The 12,934-nt window shown below is 53.3% G+C and carries 18 protein-coding genes; all 18 read right to left on the bottom strand.

What is annotated here, in order from left to right:
* Positions 1-31: 31 nt before the first annotated feature.
* The 18 genes from J3482_RS02070 to J3482_RS01985 all read right to left on the bottom strand — a co-directional run bounded on the left by J3482_RS02070 (position 32) and on the right by J3482_RS01985 (position 12,813).
* Positions 32-895 carry a bifunctional 5,10-methylenetetrahydrofolate dehydrogenase/5,10-methenyltetrahydrofolate cyclohydrolase gene (locus tag J3482_RS02070; RefSeq protein WP_146822596.1) on the bottom strand — a complete coding sequence of 288 codons (864 nt, stop codon included), beginning with the start codon at positions 893-895 and terminating at the stop codon, positions 32-34.
* Between the two features lie 98 nt (positions 896-993).
* Positions 994-1,959, bottom strand: coding sequence for an NAD(P)/FAD-dependent oxidoreductase (locus J3482_RS02065; protein WP_146822788.1), 966 nt, complete (start codon positions 1,957-1,959; stop codon positions 994-996).
* 164 nt (positions 1,960-2,123) lie between these two features.
* Positions 2,124-3,104 carry a Kae1-like domain-containing protein gene (locus J3482_RS02060; protein ID WP_236017774.1) on the bottom strand — a complete coding sequence of 327 codons (981 nt, stop codon included), beginning with the start codon at positions 3,102-3,104 and terminating at the stop codon, positions 2,124-2,126.
* A gap of 14 nt (positions 3,105-3,118) precedes the next feature.
* Positions 3,119-3,568, bottom strand: coding sequence for a transcription antitermination factor NusB (gene nusB, locus J3482_RS02055; RefSeq protein ID WP_146822600.1), 450 nt, complete (start codon positions 3,566-3,568; stop codon positions 3,119-3,121).
* Positions 3,569-3,573: 5 nt separating this feature from the next.
* A complete protein-coding gene (locus tag J3482_RS02050) occupies positions 3,574-3,804 on the bottom strand; it encodes a DUF2273 domain-containing protein (RefSeq protein ID WP_146822602.1) in 231 nt (76 codons plus the stop codon).
* Positions 3,801-4,340 (bottom strand): alkaline shock response membrane anchor protein AmaP, encoded by a 540-nt coding sequence (gene amaP / locus J3482_RS02045; RefSeq protein WP_146822604.1) that lies wholly within the window; start codon positions 4,338-4,340, stop codon positions 3,801-3,803. The genes J3482_RS02050 and amaP overlap by 4 nt, the downstream gene beginning before the upstream one ends.
* Positions 4,341-4,448: 108 nt before the next feature.
* On the bottom strand, positions 4,449-4,886 hold the full coding sequence (locus J3482_RS02040) for an Asp23/Gls24 family envelope stress response protein (RefSeq protein WP_021295669.1): 438 nt from the start codon (positions 4,884-4,886) through the stop codon (positions 4,449-4,451).
* Positions 4,887-4,971: 85 nt separating this feature from the next.
* A complete protein-coding gene (accC, locus tag J3482_RS02035; protein WP_146822606.1) occupies positions 4,972-6,315 on the bottom strand; it encodes an acetyl-CoA carboxylase biotin carboxylase subunit in 1,344 nt (447 codons plus the stop codon).
* Between the two features lie 15 nt (positions 6,316-6,330).
* Positions 6,331-6,831 carry an acetyl-CoA carboxylase biotin carboxyl carrier protein gene (accB, locus tag J3482_RS02030; RefSeq protein WP_146822608.1) on the bottom strand — a complete coding sequence of 167 codons (501 nt, stop codon included), beginning with the start codon at positions 6,829-6,831 and terminating at the stop codon, positions 6,331-6,333.
* 136 nt (positions 6,832-6,967) lie between these two features.
* A complete protein-coding gene (locus J3482_RS02025) occupies positions 6,968-7,558 on the bottom strand; it encodes a SpoIIIAH-like family protein (protein ID WP_146822610.1) in 591 nt (196 codons plus the stop codon).
* Between the two features lie 26 nt (positions 7,559-7,584).
* Positions 7,585-8,181 carry a SpoIIIAG-related protein gene (locus J3482_RS02020; protein WP_146822612.1) on the bottom strand — a complete coding sequence of 199 codons (597 nt, stop codon included), beginning with the start codon at positions 8,179-8,181 and terminating at the stop codon, positions 7,585-7,587.
* Positions 8,182-8,709: a stage III sporulation protein AF gene (gene spoIIIAF / locus J3482_RS02015; protein ID WP_146822614.1), complete on the bottom strand. Its 528-nt coding sequence runs from the start codon at positions 8,707-8,709 to the stop codon at positions 8,182-8,184.
* Entirely contained in the window at positions 8,706-10,082 is a 1,377-nt protein-coding gene (gene spoIIIAE, locus J3482_RS02010) for a stage III sporulation protein AE (RefSeq protein ID WP_223204108.1), read from the bottom strand. Before spoIIIAE ends, spoIIIAF begins: the two co-directional genes overlap by 4 nt.
* A 16-nt stretch (positions 10,083-10,098) precedes the next feature.
* Positions 10,099-10,485: a stage III sporulation protein AD gene (gene spoIIIAD / locus J3482_RS02005; RefSeq protein WP_021295676.1), complete on the bottom strand. Its 387-nt coding sequence runs from the start codon at positions 10,483-10,485 to the stop codon at positions 10,099-10,101.
* An 8-nt stretch (positions 10,486-10,493) separates the two neighbouring features.
* Positions 10,494-10,697: a stage III sporulation protein AC gene (gene spoIIIAC / locus J3482_RS02000; RefSeq protein WP_021295677.1), complete on the bottom strand. Its 204-nt coding sequence runs from the start codon at positions 10,695-10,697 to the stop codon at positions 10,494-10,496.
* A 32-nt stretch (positions 10,698-10,729) separates the two neighbouring features.
* Positions 10,730-11,245 (bottom strand): stage III sporulation protein SpoIIIAB, encoded by a 516-nt coding sequence (spoIIIAB, locus tag J3482_RS01995; RefSeq protein WP_146822616.1) that lies wholly within the window; start codon positions 11,243-11,245, stop codon positions 10,730-10,732.
* Entirely contained in the window at positions 11,239-12,258 is a 1,020-nt protein-coding gene (spoIIIAA, locus tag J3482_RS01990) for a stage III sporulation protein AA (protein ID WP_223204109.1), read from the bottom strand. The genes spoIIIAB and spoIIIAA overlap by 7 nt, the downstream gene beginning before the upstream one ends.
* A gap of 282 nt (positions 12,259-12,540) precedes the next feature.
* Positions 12,541-12,813, bottom strand: a complete 273-nt coding sequence (locus J3482_RS01985) for a YqhV family protein (RefSeq protein WP_021295681.1) — start codon at positions 12,811-12,813, stop codon at positions 12,541-12,543.
* Between the last annotated feature and the right edge of the window lie 121 nt (positions 12,814-12,934).

Raw genomic sequence — 12,934 nt, 5'->3', positions numbered from 1 at the left:
ACACGGTTCTCCGAACCGACGTTGGCTACACTCACCGAAATCCCTCCTTCCCCCGTTTCTGAATCTCTGCGAGATGCACGGTATTCTTCATCAACATGGCCACCGTGAGCGGCCCAACGCCCCCCGGCACAGGTGTGATGGCCTCCACCTTCTCCTCGACAGCCGCAAAATCGACGTCGCCGACCAGCTGTCCCTCGACGCGATTGATGCCGACATCGATAACGGTTGCCCCCACCTTGACATCGTCAGGCCCAATCAACGACGGTTGCCCAGCGGCCGCAACCAAAATGTCCGCCTGCCGCGTGTATTCACGCAGATTGACGGTCCGGCGATGACACTGAATAACGGTCGCATTGTGCGCTAACAGCAACTGGGCTGTCGGCCAACCGACAATGCGACTCCGCCCGACGATAACCGCCGTGCATCCCGTGATAGAGATCTCCGAACGCTCCAAGATTTCGAGAATCCCAGCAGTGGTACACGGCCATAAAAGCGGCGTCCCTGTCGCATAGCGCCCAATGTTCACTGGATGAAACCCATCGACGTCTTTGGCTGGATGAACATGCATCAGAATACGGTCAGTATCCAGATGTGCCGGTAGCGGCAGTTGCACCAACACCGCATGCACGGCGTTATCCTTGTTCAACCGCTCCAGCACGCAAATCAGCTCATCCTCCGCAATGTTTGCAGGCATCCGAATGACCTCGGCGTCAATTCCCACATCTTGCGCTGCTCGTGACTTTGAGCGCACATAACTAGCGGATGCCGCATCATCGCCAACCAACACAACCACTAATTTTGGCACCAGACCTGTTTCACGCAATTGACTTACCCGTTGTCGAAGTTCCTCTTTTACCTGTTTTGCAATCGCCTTACCGTCCAAGATCCGCGCCAACGCTTGTCCCTCCTTGAACCCACAAATGGGTTCGCCTTTCGGTTCGCCTACATAAAAAAGGAGTCCACACGAGACGTGTGAACTCCGGCAAATTTGAGTCAGCGTTTCATTGCTGTACTATGGCCCGGGAACAAGCGCGCCTTCGGGTCAATGTAGGTCTTGGCATTGTTAATCGCCGTCGGCGCCTCACCAAAGCCCGTCGCAATGAGCTTCAATTTGCCTGGATAGGTCGCAACGTCACCCGCCGCATAGACGCCAGGGATGTTGGTCTCCATCTTCGTGTTCACCACGATATCGTTTTTCTCGATTTCTAGTCCCCATTCTTTAATAGGACCAAGTGACGCCGTGAAACCGAGACCACTGACAATGAAATCAACGTCAATTGTCTCCGTCTCCTGTGTCTGATTATTGACAAGCACAGCACTTTCTACCCAACCATGTCCCTGGACATCGGAAAGCTCTGTAAAAGTTTTGATATGCACACGAGACTGGTGTAGTTTTTGCACACTTTCTTCATGCGCTCGAAATTGATCACGCCGGTGAATCAGCGTCACAGATTCCGCAACAGGCTCAATCATAAGCGCGTAATCAACCGCGGAATCGCCCCCACCGACGACGAGTACCCGCTTCCCGCGGTAATTTTCCACCTTATCAATATAATACGCCACCCCACGACCTTCAAAATTGGTCGCACTCGCTGCCGGCAACGGACGCGGTGTAAACGCTCCGATACCCGCGCAGATGATAATCGCACGGCCCAGGTGCACAGATTTATCCGTGTGTAACTCAAACAGACCATCATCGCGACGAACCAACGTCTGAACGGTCTCGTTCAAATGGATACCCGGCTTAAACTGCATTGCTTGCTCCACCAGTTGGTTGACCAGTTCACGAGCCTGTACCTTCGGAAAACCAGCAACGTCAAAAATATATTTCTCTGGGTACAACGTCGCGAGTTGCCCACCCAATTCCGGCAAACTATCAATAATTTTACAAGACGCATTACGCATGCCACTGTAAAATGCGGCAAACAAGCCTGTCGGCCCACCGCCGATAATTAACATATCCGTTACTTGCTCCTGCACAATTGCTTCTTGCTCTGCCAAACGATTTCCTCCTCATCTACGTCAAGTACCTCATGGACACTTTTTGCCCATTATACAAGAGGAATAGAGAAAAAACTATCGAATACCGATATAAATTGTTGAATATTCAAACGACAAATCCCTTATCTGCGGCGTAAAAATGTGTATCGACGCCACGCGATGCGCGCCACACCCAAGGCGTTGTCCCTCGCAAATTCAGGTGGTGCAAAGCGCACCCGAACATTCCGCACCCGCCGTTCTAGTCGATTCGTAACGTGTTCGCGAATGACTGCGTTCGAAGCGACGCCACCTGCTATCACAACTTCCCGCACATCGCTGTCGCCGTGACGAATGCAATACTCAACTGCCTTCGCTACACTCGTGGCAATGCACATCTGAACTGCATAGGCCACGTCTGCCGCGGGTACACCCCCGTCGAGCGCCCGCATCGCAGCGGACAAGGGGCCAGAAAAACTCATCTTTGCGCCCTGCACAGACGAAGGCAAAGTAAAATCCAAATTCGATTGTTCGTCCCGCACCACCGTCGCCGCGAGTTGCTCAAGTGCGGGACCCGCTGGAAACGAAAGACCAAGACGAACCCCGATTCTATCGACCAATTGCCCCGCGTGTAAATCCATGCCTTCCCCGACCAAGTCAATCTTGTAGCCGAACTCAGTGCGTTCAGCCAACATCACGTCCGAGGTCCCTCCGGAAATATGGACGGCCACAAAACGCGCGCCCTGCGCCGGTACAAAATATTCCGCCGCCGCTAGATGGCCTTCCTGATGGGTTGTCCGCACCGCTGGAATTCCAAGCGCCTGCGCCATCGCCGTAATGAAATTTGTCCCTGCCTGAAACACAGGCATATAGGACGCGGCGTATGGCCGAGGCCGAACTGATGCGCCTAACATCACCCATTCAGGTACAATGCCCTTGGCATGAAGTTGTTCCATTAACTCCTCCATCACCAACGGCAATTGCCGAACGTGAAAAAAGAGCGCATCGGATTGCCGAAGCCCTCTCTGTCCCGATGTCACTGGCAGTAGCATTCTAGCACTCGCGAGGAGTTCCCCCTGCTCTGCAGACACCGCACATACAGACGTTGTGTAGTTACTGGTATCCATTCCAAGAACGCATTTCATTCTTGTTCCGACTTTCCACCGTTCTCCGCCTGCCCATCAGCCACCGGACGAACCGTCGGCAAGACCCTGGCCAAGACGCCGTTGACAAACTTGCCTGACTTGTCCGACGCAAACCCTTTCGCCAGTCGGACTGCCTCGTCCAAAATGGTCGCTGCAGGAATCGATTTGTCAAACATCAATTCGTACAACGCCAGACGCAGTACGTTCAATTCCACGCGGCCAACACGTTCCGTGGACCAGCGCTCCATAATACGCGTCAAACGCTCGTCGATATCGACCAACTGCGTCCGCGTTCCTTCAACCAATGTGCGAATATAGGCCAGTTCGGAATCTGATACCGATTTGTCCTCCAGCACAAAGGCAATCGCTTCTTGCGCCGAACTCCCGCCGAGATCAATCTGGTAGAGGGCCTGTACAGCGCACTGTCTAGCTTCATGTCGAGTCAAAGTAGTCACTCCGTAAATCGTTCTGACAACAGTTTATCCAAAATTGCACGCCAAGACTGATTCTCTTCTAAAATCCGGCCGACAACATATCCCACGCCCGCAAGGACGAGCAGTAACAACGTCCGCCAAAAACCAAAAACCATCCAAAACAGCCAAAATAGGCAACCAACCATGACGCCGTGATAGCGCCGTGGCAATCCGATGAACCAGCCAAAGGCATGCCGAAGCCAGTTCATGCGCCGCTCCACGCTTTCCCTTGTTTATGTGGCGACAACTCCGTCACGTGAACAAAGACCTGTTCAACGGTAATCCCGCTGTGCTGCTCGACGTATTCCTTGACGACAGTTTGCACCTCGCGACTCGTGGACGCAATATCAATGTCCGGCAAAACCTGCATCCGAACCAAGATGACAACACCTTCCTGTCCCGGGCGAATCCGTGTGTCGAACTCTTGGGCGCCGCGAACCTGGTTCCCGCGACGATTTGCCAACTGGCGCAAGGTTTCAAAAGAGATTCGAATCTGTCCGTGATCACCCGTGAGTGCTATGTAATCGGTCGTCGGGGTACGGCCAACACGATAAAACAAGAAACGGAGGGCAATGAGAACGATGATAACACCTGCCACGATGGCAACCACATTGACCGGGCTCGTCTCTACATAGGCTTGTACATCCGGGCCAAACACATTCGCGCCGACTAGTGCAAGTGCTACACCCAAGCACAAGCTCGCAATCGAAAGTAAAAACAACAAAATCCGATCTAATATGCTCACATGATCCCTCCGCTGCAACTCACTGTCTGCATCCCGGGCAAACCAGCCAATGTGTACAGCCGATTCGCCCAAGACGCAAGTCACCCGCAAACTACTTGTCATCTAAAATTATAATTGCGGATTTCGCTCTGCGCGTTCAAACTGGTCAGCATCTACCACGCGCTCTTTCTCAGACTGAAACACAATACCTACAATTTGAACGTTCACGCGCGCAACACTCAATCCTGTCATGCTCTCCACAGAATTTTTTACACGCTCCTGAATCTGGTAACTCGTATCCGGGATATTGACGCCAAATTGGAGCACAACAGAAATATCGATAACACAACTCCGATCATTCTCAGTAAACTCGACCCGCACACCTTTGCCAAGATTGCGCCGACCTGTCAGGGATTCCGTGAGCCCCCCAGCAAATGATCCACTCATGCCAGCGACACCTTCAACTTCGCTGGTTGCTAGGCCTGCAATGATTTGAATAACTTCATCCGCAATGTGCACGGTACCATGTTCGGTCAATTCATATTCCATGTCTGCGATGTCGTCCACGCTCCTTCACCATTGGTTATTTCATTTTATGACAAGCTGTCCGAAGGAATGAGTATTTCCCGAAAGACCCATCCCAGATACGCTGTCACAAAATCTGGTTCTCTTCGAGGAAGCGAGTCGACACATCTGCCTCCCGGAACTTCTCATTTTGCAGCAGCGCCACGTGAAACGGTATCGTCGTCTTGACACCTTCGATGTCAAACTCCTCCAGCGCCCGCAGCATCCGAGCAATCGCTTGTTCCCTGTCAGGCGCCCAGACAATGAGTTTGGCAATCATCGAATCGTAAAACGGAGAAATTGTGTATCCCGGGTAACACGCCGAATCGACACGCACACCGTTGCCGCTGGGTGGCAAGTAAGATTGCAATGTCCCAGGCGAAGGCATAAATTGCCTTGCGGGATCTTCCGCATTAATGCGACATTCAATCGCGTGTCCTCGCAACACAATATCTTCCTGTTTGACGGACAGCGGTTCACCTGCCGCAGCAAGAATCATCTCCCGTACCAAATCAACCCCAGTAACCCACTCGGTCACAGGATGCTCGACCTGAATTCGGGTATTCATCTCCATAAAGTAAAAATTCCCATCGTTACTGTAAATAAACTCGACGGTTCCGGCACCCACGTAATCGACAGCGCGCGCAGCTGCGACCGCAGCGTCGCCCATGCGTTTGCGCGTCTCCTCATCCAGAACGGGGCAAGGTGCTTCCTCGACGAGCTTTTGCAACCTGCGTTGCACCGAACAATCGCGCTCACCAAGATGAATCACATTGCCGTGCCTGTCGGCCAGCACTTGAATCTCGACGTGGCGCATATGCTCAATATATTTTTCAATATACACACCAGCATTGCCAAACGCCGACTCCGCTTCACGCTGAGCTGTCACAACCGCTTGCCGCAACATCGACTCGTCGTGCACTACGCGAATTCCCTTGCCACCACCGCCAGCTGTCGCCTTAATAATCACCGGATACCCGATTTTTTGCGCGATATCGACGGCCTCATCCACACGCTCAATCAACCCGTCACTCCCGGGCACCGTAGGAACGCCGGCTGCCTTCATCGTTTCTTTGGCAACCGCCTTGTCCCCCATCATGTCGATAGCGTGCGGACTGGGTCCGATAAACGTGATGCCACAGGCTTCACACGCTTCGGCAAAGTCACTGTTTTCGGCGAGGAATCCATACCCAGGATGTACTGCATCGACATCGCGTAAAACAGCCACCGACATAATGCTTGGGATATGGAGATAACTTTGCTTAGCAGAAGCAGGGCCTATGCAGTAAGCCTCATCCGCCAAGCGCACGTGCAAAGCGTCACTATCGGCCGCAGAATACACCGCCACCGTTTCGATTCCAAGCTCACGGCACGCGCGAATGATCCGCACGGCGATTTCGCCGCGGTTGGCAATCAGAATTCGTTTAAACATGATGCGAATTGCTCCTTATGACAACCGAATTTTGAACAACGGTTGGCCATATTCGACAAGTTGACCGTTCTGGGCCAAAACCTCGACGACCTCGCCGTTCACTTCAGCTTCAATTTCATTCATCAGCTTCATCGCTTCTACAATACAAACGACCGTTTTGCTGTTCACTTGCTGTCCGACTTCGACAAACGGACCTGCGTCAGGCGACGGCGCACGGTAAAACGTGCCGACCATTGGCGAGGTAATGATGTGAACGCCTTCCTCACTGTCGCGCCCAGCAGCCCCGCTAGCTTCGTGTGCCGCAACCGAAGGTTGCGCACTTGGCGCTGGCGCCTGTACGGGCGCTGCAGACGGCATCACAGCCGCTGTCGGCGCAGGTGCGGCAACTTGCACAACCCGTTCCGGATCTGGCTTTTTCAAATGTAGCTTCATGTCTTCTGATTCCAAATGAATTTCTGACAAACTCGTTTCATCTAGCAATCGGATAAGTTCGCGAATTTCACCAATCTTAAACACTCAAATGGTCACTCCTGACACCTACACCTATAAACATCTCGTCCAAGTATATCATAAGTACACCGCACAGCTAAATAATCAAACCCGCGTAGAAAACCCCACTGCTTGGGCAGCGGGGTTATCGCGAGAGAATGCCTCAGGCGTGTGCTTTGACCGAGATATTCAGCATGGATACGTCGAGCTGCTGGCTGACGATATTCATGACTTTCAAGGCATCGTCTTTCTGGAGGTCGTTGGTTTGCACGTAAACTGTGAACTTTTGAAGTTTCGTATCCGGCACAATCACTGCATTTTTAAACCCATCTGCGACAATCATCTGCGTCGCATTCTGAATACCACTCCACAAGTTCTCTAACTCATCTTGCTGGCTTCCAGCCGAGGCAATCTGGTCTGGGGACGCGTTGTTGTTGGCCAGAATGGCTTTCTGTCGCTCAATTTGAGCGGAAATTTGTTGCTGTACAGTCGTCTGCGTGTTGGTGTACCAATCGGACGTAGCGGTACTTGTGGTCGCACTGGATGAAGATGACGTCTTACCATCGCTCGTCTTATCGGAGCTCGTCCCCGCCGTCGTAGTCGCTGACGGCGTCGTGGCCCCCGTGACGACCGATTCCCCGCTGCTCGACTGTGTCGCCGCCGTGCCGCCCTGATTATTCATCGTGTAGTAACCGATGAGCATGAGCGAAAGCACCATCATTGTTGAAAGCCATACTGTCTGCCGTTTTACCATTGCGTCGTATCCTCCTAATCTAGCATCTAGTTTTCCTTTTGAGGCTCTACACTAATTTTATATGCAGGCACGTCCAACACATTCGTAATTGATTCAACGATTTCTGATTTTGCGACGGCAAAGTCATCCGCGTTCACCGTCACCAAGACACCACGAACATTCGGCTGGACGTTCGACAGAACAAACGGGCCATTCCCCCCCGCACCGTTGTTAGAGGTATAGATCTGGTCATTCTCCGTCGTGGTCGTAGAAGATGACGAACCGCTGCCCGTCACCGTTTTACTCGAAGAATTATTCTTCGCCACGTTCAACGTGCCCGTAGAATCCACGGTCACCATCACGGTCACCGCGTGAATTCCCGCAATCTTCCCGAGAATGTTCTCCAATTGGCTGTCGTAGCTCTCTTCTATCTGCGTTACAGCATCCCCTTGGCCCGCGCCATCGGTCGGCGGCGTCGAGGCGCTCCCGCCCCCATCCCCAGTGGCCGCTGCACCGAGTGTCGGCACGACCGAGGTCGACTGGTTGTGCCTAGCGGGCAAATAAGAGCCAATCAAGAGCAATAGAATGCCGATAGCCGCAATGAAGAGCAGCCACTTGTTCTTGAACAGCGTCTTCAGATCCATTCATTCACCTCCGTTCTGCCGAACGACTACCTGACTCTCCGAAACCTCGAGCGTATTTTTGATGTGTTGACGGATTTGTGTACAGACAGTTGAATTCGTTGTATCGACGTCGACTGTTGCCAACAAGTGTGCCGGCGTCGATGCGTTGCTGACCGCCAGATGTACCACGTGCGCACGCAATTCCTTAGGCAACGACTCCAAAATGGCGTCTGCTACCATGGTGTTGGTCTCGGAAGCCTCTTGCGTTTCCAATGTGTGCTGGTAGTTGACGATACTTTGATTGGAAGTCGTATCGGCTCCACTTGAGCTGTCCTTGAGCATCTCGTCGGCAGCTGCAGTGGCCATTTTGTCTGCCCAATCCTGACGGAAAAACGGCGTAATTGGTTGAATCATCGCCGCGATAATCGCGATGCCAAGGACAGCGCGCACGTACTTCTGCATCGCTTTCGTCGGCAACAGCATATCGGCGATAATGCTTATCATGACAATGATAATTAGCTGTTTCATCCACTCGCCCAACATTGTCATGCCGTAATCACCGCCAGGTTGGCCGTCGCCAACAAGATGCAAATTGCAAAGAAGAACATAAAACCGACCGCGCCGACACAGGCAAAGACAAGTACCAGCGTCTTGCCGAGCGTCGACAGACAGGCCACCATCGGTGTATCGCCAAGTGGTTGCATCAGCGCCGCACTACCACCATAGATGAGCGACACAGCCAAAATTTTCAAAGCAGGGAAGATGGCAATCAGCGCAAGTAGTACCAGCCCTGCGACACCCACCGCGTTTTTAACCAAAAGCGAAGCGCTCAACACGGTTTCAGCTGAGTCGGAAATCGCTTTGCCGATAACCGGGAGAAACGTGCTGACACCAAACTTCAAGGTGCGCAACACCACGCCGTCGGCCACGCCTTTTCCGAGCCCTTGGATGGTCGTTATCCCGATAAACACCGACATGGCGAAACCGAGAATCCCCATCCCAACCGCGCGGAAGAGACCGGCTAACCGCGTCAACTGATACCTCGTCGACAAAGTACTTGTCAGGTCAAGCACTGCCGAGAAGAAAATCAACGGAAACACGACGAGAAAAATGATATTGCTGATAAAGTGCACCACAAACAAGAGCATCGGCTGAAAGAACGCAGCGGAAGCAACGGCGCCAGAGGCGGCCAAGAGCGTGATGGTCAGTGGAATCGTCGCAATCATAAAGTCGTTCATCGTCTGAATCGCGTGCCGCGCCGCGCCCATCGTTTCGATAAACGAGTGCACCGCGAGCATCATCAAGACAAAAAAGACGACCATATAAGCCACCTGACTGACCGTCTGCCGTTCAAAAGCACTTTGCATAGACTCAAGCACTGCGGCAATCACCGACAGAATCAAAATGCCCCCGAGCAACTGTGCATCGTCGAATAACTCTGTGAAAAAATAGTGTAATAAGCCGTGAACGACGCCGGTAAAACTAGGTCCGCCATTTCCGAGAATTGCGCGAACCAAGCTGCCACCGGATAAATCCGGAAGATACCCGCCGTACTGCGCTTGCAAGTCATTCCAATACTTGTCGATTCCGGCTATAGGCAACTGGTCGAGTTGCTGCTGTGCCGCCTTTTGAATGGCATTTCGCGTGGCCGCTTCCGTCTGTGCGCTAAAGCCAGCACCAGGCGAACCTGCAGCCTGTTCCCCAGCGCTCGCCGTGGTTGCCCCATCACTCCCCGACGATGTCGGGGGCCATCCCGACACTGCGTTCGTCGTTGCACTAGAAGCAGACGCAGACACCGAATGATTGTTGGGCGCCGTCAAGCTGTCACCCGAACTGGCGAACACAAGGGTTGAAAACAGTGCGGCAAAGACCATAAGAGCACTCACACATGCCACAACAAGACGGGTTAGCCGTGGTCTCACGCCGCTTCCTCCTTCACTAAGGCAGTAGGTGGACGAGGGACTCGACGACGTCCGTGATGATGGGCATGGCAAGAATGATAATGCCGACTTTCCCGGCCAGTTCGATTTTTCCGGCGAGTGACCCCTCGCCCGCATCGCGCGCAACTTGAGCAGCAAACTCAACGATATAGGCGATGCCAATGATCTTTAGAACCGTGGACAAGAAACTGTGGTTCAGTTTGGCCGCATCTGCAAGACCCGCCAAGCTCTGCACGACGCCATCCATGTTGTGAACGACCATTGTCAACAGCACAATGCCAGCCAGAATGGATACCAACATCGCAAATTGTGGTGCGTGTTCACGGAGCACAGACACGAGTATCGTCGCGGTCATACCAATTCCGACGAGCTGAAAAATATGCACATCCTCACCTACTGAAGTAAAAAGACGCTCGTGATTTCCTGATAGAGGTGATCAACATAGCCAATCACAATCGCGAACACCGCGATAAACCCTGCAAGCGTCGCCCAGTGCGCGAAGTCTTCCTTACCACTCTGTTTCAGTACTGTGTGCAAAATAGCCGCAATGAAGCCGACCGCAAATATCCGAAACACGTCTCGAATCTCTGGAGACATTGTCCGCCCTCCCCGGATCGAACGAGGTCTGATTAATACAGCAGAATCACTAAGATAACACCTGTCAGGACACCCATGTACTGCCACAGACGAGCATTTTTCAAACCTTGCTCACGGGCCTGTTGCTCCGCCTGCATCAGCGCGTCAATCGACAGCTGGAATTGCGTCTGTAAATGTGCTCTGTCCATGGTGGACAATGTCTCCGCAACCATTTGAATTGGCTCGCAATCCGCTCCCTTCAACGCACTATCTGCGACGAGTTCCGCAATTCCAGAACGGAATGCCTCTTGGACTGAAGCCCCTTTTTCCATCAATAGGTCGCTCACGCGGCGGAACATCAACGAGCACGGAGGACTCGCCCGTTCCGCTACATTCGCGAGTGCCGTGGGCAGCGGTGTCGATTGATATTCGACCTCCGCCTGCAAGTGTGTCAGCGCCCGAATGAGACTACGCAATTGTCGCGGCCTATCGCGATGCGCGCGCGCCATCTGAAATCCCAAGAGGCTAGTGGCGAGCACCAAGAGCATCGCGCCGACGAGCTTTAACACGATGGTCCGCCCCCAAAGCTGATGGGCTTACCTGCCTCATCCAACACGGCCTCGATGGTGCCCGGCCCACGCCGCCGACTGAGCAGAATATATCGGTCAAAAGCCTTCGACTGAAACAGCGTTTCCATATTGGGTCGCATTCGCCAATCCTCTACCCGCAATGCGTGTGCAGTGGTAATCACTGACACCCCGGCATGCGTCGCCTCGAGGATTGCCGTGACATCTTCACTGCGACCAATTTCGTCCGTCACGACAATGTCGGGGGATAGACTTCGAATCGCCATCAGCATCCCCTGTGCCTTTGGGCACCCATCAAGGACGTCCGTTCTCGGCCCAACGGCAAACTGTGGAACTCCCTCAATGCACCCGGCGATTTCGGAACGTTCATCCACAATCGCGACCTTCGCCGGCACCGTTCGTCGCACGAGCTTGTTTTCACTCCACTGACGAGCAATATCGCGCACGAGCGTGGTCTTTCCACATTGCGGCGGCGAGATGATCAGAACACTATAGGGGCGCCCATCCTGTTTTCGGTAGAGGGCGTTACGCAGACGCGTTGCAACGCCTGGAAACGCGTGCGCGACGCGAATGTTGAGCGACGCAATGGCGCGGATAGACTTCACCTGTCCGCTGGAATCCGTGACCACATGCCCCGCTACCCCTACGCGATGGCCGCCCGGAATCGTAATGAACCCCCGGCGCAATTCCTCTTCGACTGCGTACATCGAAAACTGGGTGATTTGAGCGAGCACGTGTTTAATATGCGCGCCCGTCACGATGACCCCATCCGCCACAATCGAAGTCGTACCGGACACACTGTGCAAAAATGCGCTGCCAGTTTGTCCGCAAAGCTCTAGCGGTTGTCCGACGCGAAGACGGATTTCCTCAAGCGCCGCCAAAACATCAGGTCCCAGGCGTTCAAGCCGCTCCTCCAGCTCAGGTGGCAATATCGAGACCGCTTCGCGCCAGGGAGTGAACGAATGAGCGCCTACTTCCGTATTGGACACTGGCACAGTCTTTGTCCACCTCCTCCACCTAGTCCATGTATATGGACAACGTCCCCTTTGTATGCGAAAGGACGCGTTTGTTGGTCACACAGGTGGAACCATTTGCAGCCATGCGGCATTGACTGGTACGAGGAAACTTGATGGGGAGGGTCGACCCGTGGATGTTTCGGTTATGATCCGATGGATTGTCGTGTTCCTCGTGATTTTTGTGCTTCTCATGGCACTCGTTTTCAGCTTCATGCGAAAAAAATCATAGAGTGAAAGCCGGCAGCCGCTACGCGAGGTGAATTAGGATCTCGATGCAAACAAAATGCAGCCTACACCTACGACCAACAGTCCGATCCGCCAAATCTTCACCTCGTCTGCGATGCCGATGACACCAAACGCTGTGACCGCAAGCAGTACGATGGGCCCCACCAACGCCAGCAATCCATTTACCTGTAACGCCCGCTGTGCTGTACCGAAATACAGCATCAACAACCCGCCAGTCAGTTCGAGCATCCCAGAGATAAACCGAAGTGACGCCATGCCATAGACGACTTTGTCGACAACCTGCCACATTGGACATGCCCCCTCGCTACTTTGATATGCGAAAAGCCAGGACCAAAGAACCCAAGCGAACACAAAAAGCCCGTCCATAGAGCAACTTCCTGCTCTTTTGGACGGGCTTTACCAAACGCCT

The organism is Alicyclobacillus suci (assembly GCF_017329615.1).
Classification (GTDB): Bacteria; Bacillota; Bacilli; order Alicyclobacillales; family Alicyclobacillaceae; genus Alicyclobacillus; species Alicyclobacillus suci.
Note: the sequence above shows the minus strand (reverse complement) of the source record. Positions and strands in the feature narration are given on the sequence as shown.